15 protein-coding genes are annotated in these 20,879 nt (G+C 69.8%); 9 read left to right on the top strand and 6 right to left on the bottom strand.

Annotated elements, in window-relative coordinates; genetic code table 11:
- Window positions 1-167: 167 nt before the first annotated feature.
- Entirely contained in the window at window positions 168-2,840 is a 2,673-nt protein-coding gene (locus ACG0Z3_RS18100) for an EAL domain-containing protein (RefSeq protein ID WP_394400019.1), read from the top strand.
- Between the two features lie 31 nt (window positions 2,841-2,871).
- Window positions 2,872-4,185 carry a polyamine export protein PaeA gene (gene paeA / locus ACG0Z3_RS18095; protein WP_394400017.1) on the top strand — a complete coding sequence of 438 codons (1,314 nt, stop codon included), beginning with the start codon at window positions 2,872-2,874 and terminating at the stop codon, window positions 4,183-4,185.
- On the opposite strand, the gene ACG0Z3_RS18090 is transcribed toward paeA, so the two are convergent.
- Complete coding sequence (locus ACG0Z3_RS18090) at window positions 4,175-4,495, bottom strand: c-type cytochrome (RefSeq protein ID WP_394400016.1); 321 nt, start codon at window positions 4,493-4,495, stop codon at window positions 4,175-4,177. The two genes, paeA and ACG0Z3_RS18090, sit on opposite strands and share 11 nt — an antisense overlap.
- Window positions 4,496-4,568: 73 nt before the next feature.
- Window positions 4,569-6,308: a cytochrome D1 domain-containing protein gene (locus tag ACG0Z3_RS18085; protein ID WP_394400014.1), complete on the bottom strand. Its 1,740-nt coding sequence runs from the start codon at window positions 6,306-6,308 to the stop codon at window positions 4,569-4,571.
- 191 nt (window positions 6,309-6,499) lie between these two features.
- Between ACG0Z3_RS18085 and ACG0Z3_RS18080 the strand changes: the two genes are divergently transcribed.
- Together ACG0Z3_RS18080 and ligA are read left to right on the top strand one after the other, a co-directional pair.
- The gene (locus ACG0Z3_RS18080) at window positions 6,500-8,476 is read left to right on the top strand and encodes a TonB-dependent receptor plug domain-containing protein (RefSeq protein ID WP_394400012.1); all 1,977 of its coding nucleotides are present in this window, start codon (window positions 6,500-6,502) and stop codon (window positions 8,474-8,476) included.
- Between the two features lie 56 nt (window positions 8,477-8,532).
- A complete protein-coding gene (ligA, locus tag ACG0Z3_RS18075; RefSeq protein ID WP_394400010.1) occupies window positions 8,533-10,656 on the top strand; it encodes an NAD-dependent DNA ligase LigA in 2,124 nt (707 codons plus the stop codon).
- On the opposite strand, the gene ACG0Z3_RS18070 is transcribed toward ligA, so the two are convergent.
- Window positions 10,610-11,551, bottom strand: coding sequence for a LysR family transcriptional regulator (locus ACG0Z3_RS18070; RefSeq protein WP_394400008.1), 942 nt, complete (start codon window positions 11,549-11,551; stop codon window positions 10,610-10,612). The two genes, ligA and ACG0Z3_RS18070, sit on opposite strands and share 47 nt — an antisense overlap.
- Before the next feature lie 89 nt (window positions 11,552-11,640).
- Between ACG0Z3_RS18070 and ACG0Z3_RS18065 the strand changes: the two genes are divergently transcribed.
- The 4 genes from ACG0Z3_RS18065 (at window position 11,641) to ACG0Z3_RS18050 (ending at window position 16,749) form a co-directional block, all read left to right on the top strand.
- A complete protein-coding gene (locus ACG0Z3_RS18065) occupies window positions 11,641-12,480 on the top strand; it encodes a pirin family protein (protein ID WP_394400006.1) in 840 nt (279 codons plus the stop codon).
- Window positions 12,477-13,583, top strand: a complete 1,107-nt coding sequence (locus ACG0Z3_RS18060) for an HlyD family secretion protein (protein ID WP_394400004.1) — start codon at window positions 12,477-12,479, stop codon at window positions 13,581-13,583. The genes ACG0Z3_RS18065 and ACG0Z3_RS18060 overlap by 4 nt, the downstream gene beginning before the upstream one ends.
- 144 nt (window positions 13,584-13,727) lie before the next feature.
- A complete protein-coding gene (locus ACG0Z3_RS18055; RefSeq protein WP_394400002.1) occupies window positions 13,728-15,314 on the top strand; it encodes a DHA2 family efflux MFS transporter permease subunit in 1,587 nt (528 codons plus the stop codon).
- A gap of 16 nt (window positions 15,315-15,330) precedes the next feature.
- A complete protein-coding gene (locus tag ACG0Z3_RS18050) occupies window positions 15,331-16,749 on the top strand; it encodes an efflux transporter outer membrane subunit (RefSeq protein WP_394400000.1) in 1,419 nt (472 codons plus the stop codon).
- On the opposite strand, the gene ACG0Z3_RS18045 is transcribed toward ACG0Z3_RS18050, so the two are convergent.
- From ACG0Z3_RS18045 to ACG0Z3_RS18035, 3 genes are read right to left on the bottom strand one after another with little or no spacing between them, the layout of a single operon-like run.
- Entirely contained in the window at window positions 16,712-18,001 is a 1,290-nt protein-coding gene (locus ACG0Z3_RS18045; RefSeq protein ID WP_394399998.1) for a 3-deoxy-D-manno-octulosonic acid transferase, read from the bottom strand. The two genes, ACG0Z3_RS18050 and ACG0Z3_RS18045, sit on opposite strands and share 38 nt — an antisense overlap.
- The gene (locus ACG0Z3_RS18040) at window positions 17,998-18,198 is read right to left on the bottom strand and encodes a hypothetical protein (RefSeq protein ID WP_394399996.1); all 201 of its coding nucleotides are present in this window, start codon (window positions 18,196-18,198) and stop codon (window positions 17,998-18,000) included. The genes ACG0Z3_RS18045 and ACG0Z3_RS18040 overlap by 4 nt, the downstream gene beginning before the upstream one ends.
- 7 nt (window positions 18,199-18,205) lie before the next feature.
- Window positions 18,206-19,603, bottom strand: coding sequence for a phosphomannomutase/phosphoglucomutase (locus tag ACG0Z3_RS18035; protein WP_394399994.1), 1,398 nt, complete (start codon window positions 19,601-19,603; stop codon window positions 18,206-18,208).
- Between the two features lie 150 nt (window positions 19,604-19,753).
- On the opposite strand from ACG0Z3_RS18035, the gene ACG0Z3_RS18030 reads away from it, so the two are divergent.
- Window positions 19,754-20,875 (top strand): sensor histidine kinase, encoded by a 1,122-nt coding sequence (locus ACG0Z3_RS18030; protein WP_394399992.1) that lies wholly within the window; start codon window positions 19,754-19,756, stop codon window positions 20,873-20,875.
- Window positions 20,876-20,879 lie beyond the last annotated feature (4 nt).

The following is a 20,879-nucleotide window of genomic DNA, read 5'->3' as shown; positions in this document are numbered from 1 at the left end:
GGCCTTGCCAGGGATTGCAGGGGGGCGATGCCCCTACAGTCGCCGCGTCGATGGGCTCTACCGGCCTGATGCGCAGCAGCCGTCACCTCTTACTCGCCAACGCACTTCACGTCACCGCTCGCCGCATCGGGCTGTGGGCGTGTGCTTGGCTGTTGGCGCTGGGAGGCTTGCCAGCGTGGGCGGCGCCGACGCTGGCTCAACAGATCGATGCCATCGAATCCAGCTACGGCAGCGAGCCGGCTGAGGTCGTGGCGCGGCTGCGCCCGCTGGAAGCGCAGGCACGCGCTGCCGGAGGCGACGGCCTGCGGGCTTTCCTGGCCGCATGGGGCTTTGCCCATGGTTCCCTGGACCAGCTCACCGTGGCCGATGCCGCCACGGCTGAACTCATCGATCTCGGCGAGCGCGAGGGCAATGCCGCAGCCATGGCCTCGGCTTTTGCCTTGCGGGCGACCCTGTTGCAGTTTTCCGGCCGTCTGGGTGCTGCGCACGAGTGGATATCGGCGGCCTTGCCCTGGGCGGAAAAGACGCAAGACGAGGCGCTCCGTTACTGGGTCTTCATGACGGCGGGCGACCTGAACGTGTGGACTGGCCACCTGCAGCAAGCGGTGGCGTTGTTGCAGGCGGCGGACCGTTCCGCCCAGGCCCAGGGCCATGCGCGGCGCAGCGCCCAGGCGCGCATCGGGTTGGCGCCGCTGCGGCTGGCGCTGCACGATGTGGACAGCGCCCGGGCGGACGCCCAGGAGGCTTTCCGCCTGGCCGGGCATGCCGGCGTGCTGCCGCTGCAACTGGCCGCCAAGCTCATCGAGGCTGCCGCCGAGCAAGAGGCGGGTCGGCAGGCGGCCGGTGATCTGGCCCATGACCAGGCCGAGCAACTGGCCCGCGCCCTGGCGCCAGCCGCCAGCGCCGCAGCCGGCAGCGTGGGGACGCCCGGCTGGGCGGGCAGCCAGGCGCAGGTACAGCAGCAGATGGCCGACTTGCACCTGAGCGCGCGTCAGTTCGATGCCGCGCTCCGCTATGCCGAACGCGCGCTGCGCCTGGCCGGCGAGGAGACGGGGGCAGAAGCGGTGGACCTGGCCCGCATCAGTGTGGGCTTGGCCAGGCTTGGGTTGGGGCGGCGTGCTGCCGGTGCGCCGCTGGTGGACGCAGGCCTGGCTTCGCTCGAGAAGCAGGGACTGAAGGTGAGGCTGCTGGAGCAGCTCAACCGCCATGCCGAATTGCTGGATGAACTGGGCGACGCTGCCGGTGCCTTGCGCCAGTCGCGCAAAGCCCTCGGGCTGGAGGCGGAACTGGTGCGCAATGACCGGGTTAGCACCGTGCTGGACCTGCAGCGACGCTCCAGCTTCGAGCAAAGCCAGCGAGCGCTGGAGGCGCTGACGCACGACAACGAACTGCAGGCCAACCAGTTGGCCCGCCATGACAGCGAACGTCGCCTGACCCTGGGCCTGGCGGTGGCGATGCTGGTCGTCGTGATACTGACGGTGGCCCTGCACCAGCGGGCGCGCAAGGCCAACCTGGCGCTGCAGCAGCACAACGCAGAGCTGGCCCACGTCAGCCTGCATGACCGCGTGACCGGCCTGCCCAACCGGCGCTCGCTGGAGCGCGACGCGAGAACGCTGGAGAGCCAGGGCTTCACGGGGCTGGGCATCGTCATCAAGCGCCTGGGCTTGATCATGGGCAGCCTCGGGCATGCGGTGGGGGACGAACTGCTGTGCCAGGTGGCAGGGAGGCTCAAGCCCATCGTCGAACGCCAGGGCGGGTGCCTGTACCGGTTGGACGGGCTGTCTTTCGGCGTGACGCTGCCGGCGCTGGCCGGCGGTGCGCAACTGGCTGGCCTGCTGGACGAATTGCTGCAGGCGATGCAGCCGGTCTTCCTCGTGCAGCACCAGGAATTGGCGGTCACGCTGAGCATTGGCGCCGCGGAGCTGCCTCGGCACGGCAGGCGGCTGGCCGAGGTGGCCAAGGCCATCCAGCTGGCGATGCGCCACGCCCAGCGCCAGCCCGGCAACGCCGCCGTGCTCTACACGGACGAGCTGATGCTGGAGCAGCAGGACCGCCTGCTGATGGAAGCGCGGCTGTCGCAAGCGCTGGACAAGGGGGAGTTCGAGCTCTTCTACCAGGCCCAGTGCGATCTGCAGGGGCGCCAGTTGACGGGTTTCGAAGCCCTGTTGCGCTGGCGCGGCCCGGAGGGCTTGATCCCGCCCGATCGCTTCATCCCGGTGGCCGAGGAGTCGGGCCTGATGGTGCCGATCGGGCGATGGGTGCTTCAACAAGCCTGCCGCCAGGCCAAGGCATGGCACGACGCCGGCCTTGGCAAGCCGGTGATGGCCATCAACATTTCACCGCGCCAATTCCAGCATCCCGACTTCATGGCGATGGTGCACGAGGCGCTGGACCACAGCGGGGTGGACCCGCATCGCATCGAACTGGAGATCACCGAAGGCGCGATGATGGACGACGCCGAGGCCACCATCGCCAAAATGGCCGAGTTGCGGCGCCTGGGCCTGCATCTGGCCATCGACGACTTCGGCACCGGCTACTCCAGCCTGGCATATCTCAGACGTTTCCCGATCAACCGGCTGAAGATCGACCGCAGCTTCATTCGCGATCTCGGACAGGACGACGAAGGCGCCGCCATCGTGCAAGCCCTCATCCAGCTGGCACACAGCCTGGGGATGACGGTGGTCGCCGAGGGCGTGGAGGACGACCGTCAGGAGCGCTGCCTGCGTGACTGGGGTTGCGACATGATGCAGGGCTTCGGCTACGCGCGCCCCCTGCCGGCGCGGGACGCGGCGGCCCTGCTGGACGTTCAGCCGTCAGGCGCTCCTCAAGGCGACGGCTAAACTGAATTTTTGACATCCCTCGGTGCCCGGCTTGACCAACAGCCTGCTGCTGCTTGCGCTCCTGATTGCTGCCAGCGCGTTCTTCTCGATGGCCGAGCTGTCGCTGGCCGCGTCGCGCCGGCTGAACCTGCAGCAGCGCGCCGATGCCGGTGATGCACGCGCGGCCAAGGTGCTGGCCGTGCAGGCGCACCCGGGGGACTACTTCACCGTCGTGCAAATCGGCGTCAACACCGTGGCCATCCTGGCCGGCATCGTGGGCGAGGGCGCGTTCACGCCGCATTTCGAGGCGGCGCTGCGCGTCGTGGTGGCGCCGGAGCTGGCGGCCACGCTGGGCTTCGCGGCGTCCTTCGCCACCATCACGGCGCTGTTCATCGTCATGGCCGACCTGGTGCCCAAGCGCCTGGCCATGAACGAGCCCGAGCGCGTCGCGATGGCGCTGGTGGGGCCCATGCTGCTGCTGTGCCGCCTGCTCAAGCCGCTGGCTTGGGCCTTCAGCGGCATCACCGAGGGCTTGATCCGGCTGCTGGGCCTGCCGGCCAAGCGCGACGAGACCATCAGCCACCGCGACATCCTGGCGCTGACCGAGGCGGGCTACCAGGCCGGCGTCGTGGCGGGCGAGGAACAGCAGGTCATCGCCAATGTGTTCGAGCTGGACACCCGCACCGTCGAGACGGTGATGACCAACCGCGAGCGCATCGTGTTCTTTTCGCGCGACGACGATGACGCGCTGATCCGCACTCGCATCGCCGACACGCCGCACTCCACCTACCTCGTCTGCGACGGCGGCGACATTGACCGCGTGGCCGGCTATGTGGACGCGACCGACCTGTTCCAGCGCGTGCTGCGCGACGAGCCGCTGTCGCTGCGCGAGGACGGTGGCGTCATCGTCAAGAAGGTGCTCATCGTGCCGGACCGGCTGACGCTGTCGGAGGTACTGACGCAGTTCCGCGAGGCGCATGAAGACTTTGCCGTCATCGTCAACGAGTACAGCCTGGTGGTGGGCGTCGTGACGCTCAACGATGTGATGAGTACGGTGATGGGCGCGCTGGTGGCGCCGCATGACGAGGAGCAGATCGTGCGCCGCGAGGACGGTTCCTTTCTCGCAGACGGCATCACACCCATTCCCGATGTCGCCCGGGCACTGGATATCGCCGACTGGCCCAACGCCGGCACCTACGACACGCTGGCCGGCTTCCTGATGGTGATGCTGCGCCGCATCCCGCGCCGCACCGACGTCGTCGAATGGCAGGGCTGGCGCTTCGAGGTGGTGGACGTGGACAGCTACCGCGTGGACCAGGTCATGATCACCGCCGCACTCGGCGGGGTGGCCGCGCTCACTGGCTGAGCACCCAGTCCAGCGCCAGTTTGAGGTCGGCCTCGCTGATCTTGTCCTCGCCGCTGGGCGGCATGGGGATGGGCCCCCAGCTGCCCTTGCCGCCCTTGCGAACCTTGTCGGCCAGTTGCGCGGGCGCGTCCTTCTGGCCTTTGTACCGGGCCGCGATGTCCTTGAAGGACGGGCCGATGAGCTTCTTGTCCGGTGCGTGGCAGGCCACGCAGCCGGCCTTGGCCAGCGCCGCATCGGCCGGGCCGGCCCATGCCGCGGTGGTCGCCAGCGTCAGCAGGCCGGCGAGCAGGAGATCGAATCGGGGTCGCATATATGTTCCTCCGTGAGGTGGCGCCAGCACCGGCTCGAAGGCCGGGCCGGTGCTGGCGCGAGGCCAGGCGAGGTCAATAGACGTCGTACTGGGTGTTGTTGACGTTGAAGTGGCCGGTCGGCGTGATCAGGCGCGGGTCCTTGATGACGGCCTTGAGCTTGAGGGTCTTGTCGTCCACGACGACCAAGGCCGACTGCTTGTCCTTGGCGGACCAGACCGAGAACCACACCTCGTCGCCCGCCTTGTTGAACTCGGGCTGCACGACGCGCTTGGCGCCGTCGTCACTGAGGCCGGCCCACTGGGCGATGGGCAGCACCTTGTAGCCCTTGTCCAGCGCCTTGATGTCGTAGACGGCCACCGACTGGGCCACGGCCGGGTCGGGGTTCAGCGGCGTGTCCACGTACAGGTGCTGGCTCTTGGGATGGCTCTTCAGGAACAGCGAGCCGCCGCCCTGGCCCTTCAGCGTCGCCACCACCTTGAAGGCCTGGGCCGGGTGCTTGACGGGGTCGGTGCCGATCAGCGAGATGGTGTCGTCACCCAGGTGGCCGGTGCTCCAGACCGGGCCGAACTGCGGGTGCACGAAGTTGGCGCCGCGGCCCGGGTGCGGGATCTTGCCTACGTCGATGAGCTTGGCCAGCTTGCCTTCCTTCAGGTCGACGGCCGCGATCTTGTTGCTCTGGTTGGCGGCCACCATGAAATAGCGGTGCGAGGCGTCCAGCCCGCCGTCGTGCAAGAAGCGCGCGGTGCCGATGGTGGTGACTTTCAGCGCGTCCACGCTGCTGTAGTCCACCAGCAGCGTCTGACCGGTCTCCTTCACGTTGACGACGAACTCGGGCTTGTAGTGGCTGGCGACGATGGAGGCCACGCGCGGCTCGGGGTGGTACTCCTGGCTGTCCACCGTGTTGCCCCGCGTGGAGACGATCTTCAGCGGCTCCAGCGTGTCGCCCTTCATGATCGTGTACTGCGGCGGCCAGTAGCTGCCGGCAATTGCCAGCTTGTCCTCGAATCCCTTGAACTTGCTCGTGTCCACCGAGCGCGCCTCCAGTCCGACGCGCACCTCGGCCACGTTGTCGGGAATAGCCATCCACAGGTCGATCATGTTGATCTTGGCGTCACGCCCGATCACGTACAGGTAGCGTCCCGAGGCCGACGTGCGCGAGATGTGCACCGCGTAGCCGGTCTTGACGATGTTGATGATCTTCTTCGTGTCGCCGTCGATCAGCGCCACCTCGCCGGTGTCGCGCAGCGTGGTGCTGAAGATGTTGGCGATGTTGAAGCTGTTCTCCTTCTTCTTCGGCCGCGCCTCGGGCGGCACGATGACCTTCCACGTCGCCTTCATGTCGGCCATGGAGAACTCGGGCGGCGTCGGCGGCTCGTGCTGGATGTAGCGGGCCATGATGTCGACCTGCGCCTCAGTCATCTCGCCGCTGGTCTGCCAGTTAGGCATGCCGGCCGGGCTGCCGTAGGCGATGAAGACCTTGAGGTAGTCCGTGCCCTTGGCGGTGGTGATGTCGGGCGTCAGCGCCTTGCCGGTGGCACCCTTGCGCAGGACGCCGTGGCAGCCGGCGCAGCGCTCAAAGTAGATGCGGCGCGCCGCGTCGAACTCGGCCTGCGTCATCGCAGGCGCCTTGGGGTTGCGGCTTTCCACCATGGCCACGGCGCCCACGGGCGAAGGGCCGGAGTGGTACTTCACCTCGGCGGGCAGCACGTCCTTCTTGGCGGCGTCCGCGGCCCCTTGGGCAAAGGCGGCGAGCGGCGCAGCAAGGGCCAGGCTGGCAGCCAAGGCAACAGCGCGGGGGAGGGCGGTTCTCATCAGTGCTCCTTCAGTGGTCGGTGCGGCCATGCTCGGAGTCGGCGCTGATGTCTTCCTTGAACCGGTTCAAGTTTTGCCGCATATCGGGCGGTATTGATCCAGCGCAAACCGCATGGCGGTCGCGCGCCGCCGGGCCGTGAACTTGAACCCGGTCAAGGCGCCGGCCTGCGCGTGGGCCGAGGCTGCCGGCCATGAACACCCTCCCTGCGCATGCCCCATTCCTTCGTTGCTGCCGGTCGACGCCGCTGGCTGCCGCCGCAGTGCTGGCGCTGTCAGGTCTCACGAGCGCAAACGCGGCCCCCGAGTCTCTGGAGCGCGTGGTGGTCAGCGCCACGCGGCACGCCATCCCGCTGGCCGACGCGCCAGCCGCCGTGACGGTGGTGGACGCGCTGACCCTGGCCGAGCGCGGCACCGACAACCTGCTGCAGGCCCTGCGCGTGGAGCCCGGCGTGGCGAGCTTCGGGCGCCCCACCGGCGGGCGCAAGTCGCTGTCGCTGCGCGGCATGGACCCGCGCCATGTACTGGTGCTGGTGGACGGCCAGCGTGTCTCGGCCAGTGACGGGCTCGTGGGCGCCTCGGACTTCCAGCTCGACTGGACCGCCGCTGTCGACATCGCCCGAATCGAGGTCGTGCGCGGGCCGATGTCCGTGCTGTACGGCGCCGAGGCGCTGGGCGGCGTCATCAACGTCATCACGCAGCCGCTGACCGGCGACCTGCAGGCCCGCGCCTTCGTCGAGGGCCGCCAGGGCAGCGGCGGCAGCGGCGGCAGTGGCGGCAGTGGCGACGGGCATCGGCTGGGCGGCGCGCTACGCGGCAGCTTGGCGCCCGGGCTGGACTTCGGCCTGGCCCTGAGCGACGCGCGCCGGGCGGCGACGCCGTCCATCACCGACGCCCGCGTCAGCGCCGTCGAAGGCCGCCAGCCGCGCGAGGCGGCGCTCAAGCTGCAGTGGCAGGCCCAGCCCGGCCAGCGCATCGCCGTCGACAGCCGCCACAGCGACGAGCAGCGCTGGCTGGACGCACGCGAGCGCACCGGACTGCGGCGCTACCACCAGAGCCTGCACCACCTCGTCCGCGACCATCACGCGCTGCAATGGGAGGCAGATTGGGGCCAGGGCCGCGAGACCCTGTTGCGGGCCTATCAGAACCGGTTGGCCGTGAGCAACATCAAGACTCAGGGCGTCGCTTCGCTGCGCCCCAACACATTGACTGACCGCGTGCTCGAAGGCCAGGCGAACCTGCCCGGCGGGCCTGGCCAGCTGTGGACGACAGGCGGGGAGCTGCGCGACGAGCGTCTGGACAACGCCGGCCTGCCCGGCGGTCTCGCCCGGGCCACGCATGTCGGGCTCTACCTGCAGAACGAGGCCCGGCTCACGCCGGCGCTCAGCCTCACGGCCGGCGCCCGGGCCGACCACGCCAGCCGCTTCGGCACCGAATTCAGCCCCAGGCTGTACGCCGTGTGGAAGCCTCGCGCGGGTTGGGTCGTCAAAGGTGGCATCGGCCACGGCTTCAAGGCGCCCACGCTGAAGCAGAGCAACCCCGACTACCGCGAGGACGAGGGCCCCAACACCTATGTCGGTCAGGCCGGGCTGAAGGCCGAGACCAACGACAACGTGGAGGCCACGCTGGCCTGGGATGCCGCCGGAACCGGCGCCTCGCTGACGGCCTACCGCAACCGCGTGCGCCATCTCATCGTGCCGGTGCGGCTCAGTGGCACGCCGGCCAGCGGCACCTACCAGTTCCGCAACATCGATGCAGCGGTCATCCAAGGGCTGGAGGCTGCGGCCGGCTGGCGCCACGGCGGCCTCACGCTGCAGGCCCAGGCCGGCCTCCTCAGCGCGCGTGACGACCACGGCGTATGGCTGGAGAAGCGCGCGCGCCGCAGCTGGGGCCTGCGGGCCGACTGGCAGCAGGGCGACTGGCGGGCCGGCGGCGATGTGACGACGCAGAGCGGCCTGCGCCTGGCCGCCACGGTGGCGGGCCAGCCGCCGCAGGCCGTGCCGCGAGTCACGATGGCGAACCTGCACGCGAGCGTCGCGCTGGGGCATGGCCTGAACCTGCGCGCTGGCATCGACAACGTCACCAACACGCGGCTGGCCGCCAAGTCCAGTCTCTTCGCCTGGGAGGAATTGCCGCGCAGCTGTCGCATCGGCGTCGAAGGGCGCTGGTGACGCCCTCTGGCGGCGCATGGCCATGCGGCCTCGTCGTCGCCCGCGACAATGCCGCGATGACCGACGCCTCCGCCACGCCCGCCCAACGCGCCGCCGCACTGCGTGCCCAGCTCAACCACCACGCCCACTGCTACTACGTGCTCGACACTCCGGAGGTGCCGGATGCCGAGTACGACCGGCTGTTCGCAGAACTGCAGGCGCTGGAGGCCGCGCACCCCGAGCTGCTGACGGCGGATTCACCCACGCAGCGCGTCATCGGCGCGGTGTTGCCCGGGCTCACGCCGGTGCAGCACGTGGTGCCCATGCTGTCCATCACGACCGAGACCGACACTACCGAGGGCGGTGCCATCGCGTTTGACGCGCGCGTTCGCCGCGAACTGGCGCTGGCCGAGACAGACCCGCCGGTGGAATACGCCGCCGAGCTGAAGTTCGACGGCCTGGCCATGAGCCTGCGTTACGAGCACGGCCTGCTGACGCAGGCCGCCACGCGCGGCGACGGCGAGACGGGCGAGGACGTCACGCAGAACGTGCGCACCATCGGCCAGATCCCGCTGCGGCTGCAGGGCGAGGCGCCGGCCGTGCTGGAGGTACGCGGCGAGGTCTACATGCGCCGTGACGACTTCGAGCGCCTCAACGAGCGCCAGCGCGAGAAGGGCGAGAAGACCTTCGTGAACCCGCGCAACACGGCGGCCGGCGCCATCCGCCAGCTTGACCCGGCGCTGGTGCGCCAGCGGCCGCTGTGTTTCTACGCCTACGGTCTGGGCGAGGTGCAGGGCTGGGACATCCCGGCTACGCACGCCGCGATGCTGGACGCGCTGGCGGCTTTCGGCTTGCCGGTTAATGGCGACCGCGTGGTGGCGCAGGGCGTGCGCGGGCTGATCGACTTCCACCAGGCCATGGCGGCCAAGCGCGACGCGCTGCCCTTCGACATCGACGGCATCGTCTACAAGGTCAACTCGCGGGCGCAGCAGCAGCAGCTCGGCTTCAAGACCCGCGAGCCGCGCTGGGCGGTGGCGCACAAGTACCCGGCGCAGGAGCAGGTCACGACGCTGCTGGCCATCGACATTCAGGTTGGCCGTACCGGCAAGCTGACGCCGGTGGCGCGCCTGGACCCGGTCTTCGTCGGCGGCACGACGGTCAGCAACGCAACGCTGCACAACCTGTTCGAGATGCGCCGCAAGGGCGTGCGCCTGGGCGACCGCGTCATCGTCCGCCGCGCGGGCGACGTGATCCCCGAGGTCGTCAGCAGGTACCGTGAGCCCCCTGCTCACGAGTACGCGAGCACGCCCCCCGAGGGGGCTGCCGCCCTTGCTTGGGAGCGGCCCGGCGCGCGGTCGGTGCCCGTCGAGCGTTTCCCCTATGTGCCCAACTTCCACATGCCGCGCGCCTGCCCGGTGTGCAACAGCGCGGCGGCCCGCGAGCGCGGCGGCATGGACTACCGCTGCACCGGTGGCGTGTTCTGTCCGGCCCAGCGCAAGCAGGCGCTGCTGCACTTCGCCGGACGGCGCGCGATGGACATCGAGGGCCTGGGCGACAAGCTCGTCGAGCAGCTGGTGGATCAGGGCATCGTGCTGAGCCTGCCGGGCCTCTACAAGCTGGGCGTCGCCAAGCTGGCCGCGCTGGACCGCATGGCCGAGAAGAGCGCGCAGAACATCATCGACGCGCTGGAGAAGAGCAAGACGCCCACGTTGGCGCGCTTTCTGTTCTCGCTGGGCATCCGGCAAGTGGGCGAGACCACGGCCAAGGACCTGGCGCGTCACTTCGGCACGCTGGACAAGCTGATGGGCGCCAGCATCGAGCAACTGCTCGAGGTGCCTGACGTTGGCCCCATCGTCGCGGCCAGCATCCATACCTTCTTTGCGCAGCCGCACAACGTCGAGGTTGTCGAGCAGTTGCTGGCGGCCGGCGTGCAGCCGAAGGAAAGCGAAGGCGAGGGCGATGACCGCCCGCGTCCGCTGCTGGGCAAGACGCTGGTGCTGACCGGCACGCTGCCCACGCTGTCCCGCGACGAGGCGCAGGCGCTGATCGAGGCCGCCGGCGGCAAGGTCAGCGGCTCGGTATCCAAGAAGACCAGCTACGTCATCGCCGGCGAGGAGGCCGGCAGCAAGCTGGAGAAGGCACGCACGCTGGGTGTTACGGTGCTGGACGAAGCGGGTCTGCTGGCTTTGCTCGCGGGCTGAGCAGCGGCAGCCGCGCCCAGTCGGGGGCGGTCTCGAACAGGTGGTCGATGAAGGCCCGCGTCTTGGCGGGCATCAGTCGCCTGCTGGCGGTCAGCAAGTGCACTGGCAGCGGCTCATAGCACCAGCCGGGCAGCACCGGCACCAGCGTGCCGGCGGCGACGTCGGGCGCCACCATGCCGAACGGGAAGCTGGCGATGCCGCCACCGGCCCGCGTCAGCGACAGCACCAGGCCGATGGAGTTGGCCTCCAGCGGGCCGCGCAGCGGCACCTCGGCCGACTGCCGGCCGAGGTGCAGCACGCGGCTCATAGCGCGGGCCTGGCTCAGCAGCACGAAGTCATGCGCGGCCAGCTCGTCCGGCGTCTGAGGCGCCGGGCGCGAGTGCAGGTAAACCGGGCTGGCGTACAGCCCGCGCTCCAGCAGCATGAACTGGCGCGCCACCAGCTCGGGCTCGTCCACGGGGCCCATGCGCACGGCCACGTCGTAGGGCTCGTTGAAGAGGTCGACGCGGCGCGGCGTCGTGTCCAGCTCCAACGTCACCTTGGGGTAGCGGCGCACGAAGCGGGCAAAGCTGTCGGCCAACACCAGCATCGCGAACTCCGCCGGCACCGACACGCGCACCTTGCCCTGCGGCGTGGCGTCGCGCGAGGCCAGCCAGTGGCGGGTCTCGGCGATGTCGTCGTCGTGCCGCGCGGCGCGTTCGGCCAGCTGCTCGCCCAGCTCGGTCAGCGTCAGCCGGCTGGCGCCGGGCACGAACAGCCGCGCGCCCACGGCCGTCTCCAGCGCCGCCAGCCGCCGGCTCAGCGTGGCCTTGGGCGCGCCCAACTGGCGGGCCGCCTCGGACAGCGATCCCGCCTTGTGCACCTGGGCCAGTAGCAGCAGGTCGTCGACTCGCATCTCGGTTTGTATCGTTTCGTTTATGGAACGTAGCGTTTGAGTTTTGCGCCTATGCGCCATAAGTGGAACTCTCTACAGTCCGTCGCACGATGTCAACACCGCGCCTGCTCCCCGCCCAGCCGCACCGAATCGGCGTCGGCTTCCAGGCCACGGGCTGGCGCGAGCCGCTGGCGCTGCTGGACCCGTTCATCCAGGTCGACCACTTCCGCCTGCGCGAGCCGGTGTTCGCGCCGCACCCGCATGCCGGCCTCTCGACCGTGACCTATCTGTTCGACGACTCGGCCACCGGCATGGTGAGCCGCGATTCGCTGGGCGGCACGCACCCGATCGCCCCCGGCGGCCTGCACTGGACACTGGCTGGCCGCGGCGTCATGCACGACGAATTCCCCGCCCAGCCCGGCCGCGAAGCGCACGGCCTGCAGATCTTCGTGAACCTGCCGGCCGACCAAAAGCTGCGCGCGCCCGAGGTCCTGCAGCTGGCGGCCGCGCAGATGCCGCGCCGGCAGGGCGATGGCTGGCGTGCCGTGCAGGTGTTCGGTGGTGCCGCGCCGCTGCCCCTTTGCTGGCCGGCGGCGCTGGTCATCGTGGACATCGATGCCGGCGCCCATGTCGACACCGCACCGGCCGTCGGCGAGCAGGGCTTTGCCCTTGTCGTGCACGGCGAGGGCCGCGTGGGCGCGCTTGCGCTGGCCCCAGGCTGCGCCTGGCATCTGCCCGATCACGCCGCCATGCGCGTGCAGGCCACGCAGGCGCTGCGCCTGGCCTGCTTCAGCGGCCGCCCGCTGCGCGAGCCGCTGGTGCGCCACGGCCCGTTCGCGATGAGCGACGAGAGCCAGGTGGTCGCCGCGCTGCAGCGCTTCCATTCCGGCGGCATGGGCCGCCTTGCTCCCCGAAACACCCGCACCGCTCCTGAGGATTCCCTGTCATGAACGCACCGCAAGGCCAGGCCTCCGCGCCCCAGCCCCACCAGAACAGCCCGATGAGCGGCAAGAAGAGCGGCCCGCCCGTGCCGCTGCTCGTCATCGGCGCCGCGCTGCTGATCGGCGGCATCGGGCTGGGAGGCCGCATGTGGTGGCGCAGCCAGCACCTGGTGGAGACGGACAACGCTTTCATCGCCGGCCGCATCCACCCCGTCGCCACGCGCGTGGCCGGTGTCGTGACCGAGATGCGCATGCAGGACAACGCCACGGTCAAGGCCGGCGACGTGCTGCTGCGCCTGGACCCGGCCGATGCTGCCGTGCAGGTGGAGCGGCTGAAGGCGCAGATGGCGCAGGCCGATGCGGCCATCGCCACCAGCGCCGCGCAGATCGCGCAGGCCAAGGCGCAGGCCTGGGCCACCGCCTCGCAGGTGGCCCAGGCCGAGGTCGTGCTGGCCCGCACCGAGCTGGACGCCAAACGCAGCCAGGCGCTGTTCGGCGCCGAACTGCGCGCGACGAGCAAGCAGGAGCTGGACGCCGCGCTCGCTGCCCGTGACGTGGCCCGTGCCGACGTGGCCGCCCGCAAGGCCAGCGCCGCTGCCGCCAAAGAGGCGGTGGCTGCCGCAGAGAGCGCGCGCCAGTCGTCACAGGCGCAGAAGCTCGCCACGCAGGCGCAGCTGCAGGACGCGCACAACCAGCTCGGCTATGTGGAGCTGAAGGCCGCCAGCGACGGCCGCATCGGCAAGCGCACCGTGGAGGTGGGCCAGCGGGTGCAGCCGGGCCAGCAGCTGGCCGCCATCGTTGAGGCGGACACCTGGATCGTCGCGAATTTCAAGGAAACGCAGCTCGCCAGGATGAAGCCGGGCCAGAAGGTGCATGTGCATGTCGATGCCTTCCCCGGCCACGACCTGGTCGCCAAGGTCGACAGCTTCGCGCCGGCCTCGGGCGCCAGCTTCGCGCTGCTGCCGCCGGACAACGCGACCGGCAACTTCACCAAGATCGTCCAACGCGTGCCGGTGAAGCTGTTGTTCGAGCCCGAGAGCCTCAAGGCACTGGGCGAGGCCGCCTCTCGCCTGGTGCCGGGCCTGTCCGTGCAGGTGGAAGTCGAAGTCTGATGTGCCCCTCGTCCAATGAGTACGTTGGTCGATCCCCTGCGTGTACGGCAATGCATGCGCCGTTGAGGCCCGTGCACATCGCCTTGTTGGGCCGGCTTGGTAGCGGCCCCGCGCTCGGCCCGCAGTTCGCGACGGACAACCGACATGGGTAACGACCACCACCTCCCACCGCCGCCCGACCAGCGCGTCAGCGGCCGCACTTGGATCGCCGTGCTGGCCAGCCTGCTGGGCGCCTTCATGGCGGTGCTGGACATCGCCATCACCAACTCCTCGCTGCGCGACATCCTCGGCGCGCTGTCGGCCACACAGGAAGAGGGCAGCTGGATTTCCAGTGCCTACCTTGTCGCCGAGATCGTCGTCATCCCGCTAGCCGGCTTCCTGGCCATGGTGTTCTCCACGCGGCGCTACCTGCTCGTTAACGTCGCGCTGTTCCTGGTGTTCAGCACGCTGTGCGGCATGGCCTGGAGTCTGGAAAGCATGATCGTGTTCCGCGCCGCCCAGGGCTTCACTGGCGGCGTGATGATTCCGATGGCGATGACGCTGGTCACCCGCAAGCTGCCGCTGAACAAGCGGCCCGTGGGCCTGGCGCTGTTCGGCATGACGGCCACGCTGGCGCCCACGCTCGGCCCCACCGTGGGCGGCTACCTGACTGAGCTCTACGGCTGGCCCAGCATTTTCTACATCAACTGGGTGCCCGGCCTGCTGCTGATCTTCGGCGTGGCCTACGGCCTGGATCGCGAGCCCATGAACCTCAAGGCGCTGCGCGACGTGGACTGGTTCGGCATCCTGTGCATGGCCCTGGGCCTGGGCTCGCTGACCGCGATGATCGAGGAGGGCAATGCCAAGGACTGGTTCGCCAGCCCCTTCATCGTCGGCGCGGCGGTACTGGCGGTGGCCGGCCTGTATGGCTGGGCCTGGCGCGGCCTGACGCGCAAGAACACCTTCATCGACCTGCACATCCTCGGCCGGCCCAGCTTCCTGATCGCGGCGGTGATCGCGTTCACGACCGGCATGGGCCTCTACGGCTCGGCCTTCATCCTGCCGCTGTACCTCGGCCAGATCGCGAATTACACGCCCATGCAGATCGGTCTGGTCATCATGTGGATGGGCCTGCCGCAGCTGTTCATCATGCCGTTCGCCGCCAAGCTTTCCACCCGGCTGGACAACCGCGTGATGATGAGCCTGGGCCTGGGCCTGTTCGCGCTGTCCTGCTTCATGAACACGCACATGAGCGCCGACACGGCCGGCCCCGAGCTGATTGCCGCGCAGATCGTGCGTGCGCTGGGCCAGCCGCTCATCATGATCACGCTGACCAACTTCGCCGTCAGCGGCATCCCGCCCCAGCTGCTGCCCAGCGCGTCGGGCATGTTCAACATGATGCGCAACCTCGGCGGCTCGGTCGGCATTGCGTTGCTGGCCACGCTGCTGACCAATCGCGAGCACTTGCACAGCGCCCGCATCGGCGAGGCCGTGACACTGTACGACGGCGCCACGCAGGCGCGGCTGGAGGCGCTGGCGGCCAGCTTCGCGGCCAAGGGCTTTGATGCCTCCACGGCGCAGGACATGGCACTGAAGGCGCTGGACAACCTCGTGCGCCGCGACAGCTTTGTCATGGCATACAACGATGCCTTCCTCATCCTCGGCTTCGCGCTGCTCAGCTGCGTGGCCATCGTCTGGATGAGCAAGAAGGTCATGGGTGGCGCGGCTGGCGCCGCCGAAGCCGCCCATTGAATCCGGGAGATCCACCATGATCCAACTCAAGACCGTCCTCACCCTTGTCGCCACGGCCGCATTGGCTGCGTGCACAACGCTGGGGCCCAACTACCAACCCCCGGCTGCCCCTGCGCCCACCGCCTACCGCGCCGCCAGCTCGGTGGTGGGTGCTGAGCTGCAGCGCGATTGGTGGCTGATGTTTGGCGACGCCCAGCTCAACACGCTGCAGGCCCAGGCCTTGCAGGCCAGCCCCACGCTGGCCGCCGCCGCCGCACGCATCGCGCGGGCCCGTGCCGTTTTCGGCGCGACGACGGCCGACCAACTGCCGCGCGTGGACGTCGGCGCCAATGCCGGCGGTCTGCGCACCTCGGCCCGGGCTACGACGACGCCGGTGCTGAACGGCCGCGCCGTCAGCTTCGAGGGCGAGAGCTTTGGCCTGACTGCCAGCCTGGGCTGGGAGCTGGACCTGTGGGGACGCGTGAAGCGCCAGCAGGAGGCGGCTCAGGCCCAGCTGGACGCCTCCACGCTGGACGCCGCCGCCGCCCGCGTGGCGCTGACGGCTGACGTTGCCGCCGCCTACTGGCAGTGGCGAGCGCTGGCCGACGAGACGGGCGCGCTGCAGCGGGTGCGCGACAGCCGTGCCCTGGCCTTGCGCGTCGCGCAGACGCGCTTTGACGCCGGCGCCTCGACGACGCAAGACCTGGCACGCGTGCGCGCTGAGCTGGCCGCCGCCGACGCCGATGTGGCCGACCTGCCGCGCCGCCAGGCGCTGGTGCTGAACCAGTTGGCCGCGCTGACCGGCCAGGCCGCCGCCGAGTTGAAGCTGCAGGCCGCTGCTTCATCGCAGCTGACCACGCCGCCGCCGCTGCGCGCGGGCCTGCCGTCGGAGCTGCTGCAGCGCCGCCCCGACCTGGCGCAAAGCCTGGCTCAGCTGCATGCGGCGACGGCCCAGGTAGGCATCGCCGAGGCGGCCTTCTACCCATCCATCAAGCTGACCGGCAGCTTCGGTTACTCGAGCGAGGACCTGGGCGCGCTGCTCTCCGCGCCGGCACGGCTCTACAACGTCGGCCCCAGCCTCTCTTTGCCGCTGTTCGACGGCGGGCGCAACCAGGCCAGCCTGGCGTCGGCCAAGGCGGCGGTGGACGAATCCCTGGCCGCCTTCCGGGGCCGCATGCTCCAGGCGCTGCGTGAGGTGGACGATGCGCTGGCCGAGCTGCAGGGCCGCACGGCGGTCGTCGAGGCGCAGGCGCGCACGCTGGCCTCCAGCAGCCAGGCGCTGGCCGTGGCCCGCAGCCGCTACGCCCAGGGCGCCGTCAGCTACTTGGATGTGACCGAGGCCGAGCGCACACCGCTGGCCACCGAGCGTGCGCTGGCCCAGCTGCGCGGCGCGCAGTGGGCGGCGACGGCGCAGCTCGTCAAGGCCTTGGGCGGCGGCTGGGCAGTGAAAGGATGACGCCGGCCATGCGCGCCGCCGCGCCGCGGTGAGCGGCCGCGAACGCCAGCGCGTGCGCCGCCATCGCCTGGCGTGAGGGCGCCGCGTCGCCGCACAGCTGCAGCCCGCGCAGCACGGCTGCGCTGAGGCCGTCGCAGCGCTCGGCGGCACCGGCGGCCAGCGCCAGCTCGGTGGCCTCGGCGAAGTTGAAGGTATGCGGCCCGGCCAGCACCGGGCAGCCGCAGGCCGCCGCCTCAATGAGGTTCTGCCCGCCCAGCGGCTCGAAGCTGCCGCCCAGCAGCGCGACGCTGGCCAAGCCGTAGTACAGCGGCATCTCGCGCATGGAGTCGCCCAGCCACACCTCCGCCTGCAGCGCGTCTGCCGGCGGTTCGTCGCCCCACTGGCTGCGCCGCGCAAGCGTGAAGCCAGCCGCCTGGATCAGGCCGGCGATCTCGTCGAAGCGTTGCGGGTGGCGCGGCACGATGGCCAGCAGCGGGCGAGGGAGGGGCTGCTGCGCCCACGCTGCCAACAGCGCGGCCTCTTCGCCTTCGCGGCTGACGGCCAGCATCAGCACGGGCCGGCCCAGCTGCAGCGCCCAGGCCCGGCCGCGGGCAATCAGCGCCGGGTCCATGGCGATGTCGTACTTCAGGTTGCCGGCCACCTCGACACGGGCCGTGCCCATGGCGCGGATGCGCTGCGCATCGGCCTCGGTCTGCGCCAGCGCCAGTGTCATGCGCCGCGCGGCCGGGCGCAGCAGCGCGCCAAAGCGCCGGCCCTGGCGCAGGCTTTTCTCCGACAGCCGCGCATTGGCCAGCACCATGGGCAGGCTCGCCGCTTCCGCCTCGCGCTGCAGCGTGGGCCAGACCTCGGTTTCCATCAGCACACCCAGGCGCGGCTGCCAGTGGCGCAGGAAGCGCCGCACCGCGCCGGGCGTGTCGTAGGGCAGCCAGGTCTGCGCATCGCCCTCGCGCAGCAGCGCCTGGCCGGCCTCGCGGCCGGTGGCGGTGGAATGGGTGAGCAGCAGGCGCAGCGACGGGTCGCGGTCGCGCAGCGCGCCGATCAGCGCGCTGGCCGCGCGCGTCTCACCCAGCGACACCGCGTGTATCCACAGCCGGCCGTGCTCGGTCGGCTGTGGATAGAAGCCCAGCCGCTCGCCCAGGGCATGCCGGTACAGCGGCTCCTGGCGGCCACGCCGCCACAGGCGCAGCAGGTAGAAGGGCGTCAGCAGTTGCAGCAGGCCAGCGTAGGCCCAGCCGCACAGGTACTCGATCATCGGGCGCGCGGCCGGGAGGCCGAGCCCTTGGGCCACATGAGGTACAGCAGCGGCCCCAGCAGTGGCATGCAGAAAAACACCACGAACCAGAGCCGGGGCTGGTTGTTTCGCAGCACATGGCCGATGGCGAGCAAGGCCGGCGTGACGTAGAGCGCCAGGAAGCCCAGCACCATCAGGATCAAGCCCAGCTCGCCCATTGCGTGCTCAGTGGCCGGCGGCGAAGGTGGCGTCGGGCTTCACCCGCTTGAGCTGCGCCAGCACGTCGTGCTGGATGCGCTCCAGCGCCTCGGGCGTGTGGCCTTCGAAGCGCAGCACCAGCACCGGCGTGGTGTTGGACGGGCGGATCAGGCCGAAGCCATCCGCGTACTCGAAGCGCATGCCGTCGATGGTGTTGATCTCCAGCACGCCCGGCAGGTCGGCGGTGGTCACCAGCGCCTTCAGTTGCTTGACGACCTCGTGGTGCTCGCCTTCGGCGCAGGGCACGTTGATCTCGGGCGTGTTGAAGCTGTTGGGCAGGCCCTTGAGCACGGCGCTGGGGTCGGCGCTGCGCGACAGGATTTCCAGCATGCGGCCGGCGGTGTACAGCGCGTCGTCGAAGCCGTACCAGCGTTCGGCGAAGAAGATGTGGCCCGACAGCTCGCCGGCCAGCGGCGCGCCGGTTTCCTTCAGCTTGGCCTTGGCCAGAGAGTGGCCGGTCATCCACATCAGTGGCTTGCCGCCGTGTTCCTTGATCCACGGCGCCAGGCGCTGCGTGCACTTGACGTCGAAGATGATCTCGGCGCCGGGCTTGCGCTTCAGGATGTCGGCAGCCAGCAGCATGATCTGGCGGTCCGGCATGATCATCTCGCCGTCCTTGGTGACGATGCCGAGGCGATCGCCGTCGCCGTCGAAGGCCAGGCCCAGCTCGGCGTCGGTGGCGTGGACGATCTTCTTCAGGTCTTCCAGGTTCTCGGGGCGGCTGGGATCGGGGTGGTGGTTGGGGAAGTCGCCGTCCACCTTGGAGAAGATGTCGATGACCTCGCAGCCCAGCGCACGCAGGATGGCCGGGGCCGAGGCGCCGGGGATGCCGTTGCCGCTGTCGACGACGATCTTCATCGGGCGGGCCAGCTTGCAGTCCTTGACGACGCGGGCCTTGTACTCGGGAACGATGTCCATCTGGCCCACGCGGCCCTTGCCAGTGGCGTAATCCTCGGCTTCGATGCGTTTCTTCAGGCCCTGGATCTGCTCGCCATAGACGGCGGCGCCCTTGAGCACCATCTTGAAGCCGTTGTAGTCCTTCGGATTGTGACTGCCCGTGACCATGATGCCGGAGTTGCAGCCATGCTTGCCGCGCGTGGCGGCGACGTAGTACAGCATGGGCGTGGTCACGGCGCCGATGTCGACGACGTCCAGGCCGGTCGACGCGATGCCACGGATCAGCGCGGCCACCAGGCCCGGGCCCGACAGGCGGCCGTCGCGGCCCACGGCCACGGCCTTCTCGCCCAGCGCCTTGGCCTCGGTGCCGAAGGCGCGGCCCAGCGCTTCAGCGAGCGCTTCGTCCAAGGTCTTGCCGACGACGCCACGGATGTCGTAGGCCTTGAAGATGGATGCGTTGACCTGCATGGAATCCCTTTGGAATCTGGATGGTTTTGAAATCGCGGCGGATTGTAGGCATGGCCCATGACGCTTCATGACCCGCCATCCGTCGCGCCGGCTGTCGATTCGTCGCTCATGCAAGGGGCATGCCGTGAGGGCTTCCTACACTCGCGCCCCATGACATTCACCCAGGAACTCGCCCAGGCGCTGCGCCACCAGCGCATACTGATGAAGCATCGGCCCGACCGGTTGCGGATGCGGCTGATCATCATGGCCGTGTGGATGCTGGGCTTTGGATTTTTCTTCGCCAGCATCTACGGGCTGCAGCATGGCCGCCTGGGGACGGCTGCCTGGTGGCGTAGCACGGTACCCGGCCATATGCTGGTCAGCGCCTGCGTGACAGCCTGCTTCTTCTTCGCCTTCCGGGGCTTCGAGCGGCTGGCACCGCAGCACTGGCTGGACACGATCAACAGCTGGCGCGACTGGCGGGCCGGCCTGTTCTATTCGGGCACGGCCATGCTGTGCTCGGTGACCGGCCTGGTCATCGGCTTGGCGGCCGTCGACGCGGTGTGGTCCATGCCCGGGTGGTACCGCGCGCTGGCGCGGCCGGCGTTCTGGGGCGAGTTTGTCGCCATCTCGCTGCTGATCTCGCTGGTGCTGGGCCTGCGCTACCGCGCGCGCTGGAAGCAGGAACGCCTGCAGGCCCGCGTGACCGAGGCCCAGCTGCGCCTGCTGCAGGGCCAGATCGAGCCGCACTTCCTGTTCAACACGCTGGCCAATGTGCAGAGCCTGATCGACTTCGACCCGCCGCGCGCCAAGCTCATGCTGGAGCGCTTTACCGACTATCTGCGCGCCAGCCTGGGCCAGTTGCGCGGCGAGTCGACGACGCTGGCCCAGGAGTTCGCGATGCTGGAGTCCTATCTCGGCCTGATGCAGCTGCGCATGGGCGAGCGGCTGCGCATGCGGCTGGTGCTGCCGCCAGAGCTGGCCGGCGTGGCGCTGCCGCCGCTGCTGATCCAGCCGCTCGTGGAGAACGCCGTGCACCACGGCCTGGAGCCCAAGATTGATGGCGGCGAGATCACCATCTCGGCGCAGCGCGACGCCCAAGGTCTGTGCATCAGCGTCGCCGACGACGGCCAGGGGCTGGACGCCCCGCGCCGGCGGCCTGGCAACGGCGTCGCGCTGGACAACATCCGTGCCCGACTCGCCGCCCGCTGGGGCGCCACCGCCACGCTGACGCTGGCGCCGCGCGACGGCGGCGGGACGCTGGCCCTGATCCGCATTCCCCATACCAATTGACCCT

The organism is Pelomonas margarita, from assembly GCF_043555875.1.
GTDB lineage: Bacteria > Pseudomonadota > Gammaproteobacteria > Burkholderiales > Burkholderiaceae_C > Pelomonas > Pelomonas margarita.
Note: the sequence above shows the minus strand (reverse complement) of the source record. Positions and strands in the feature narration are given on the sequence as shown.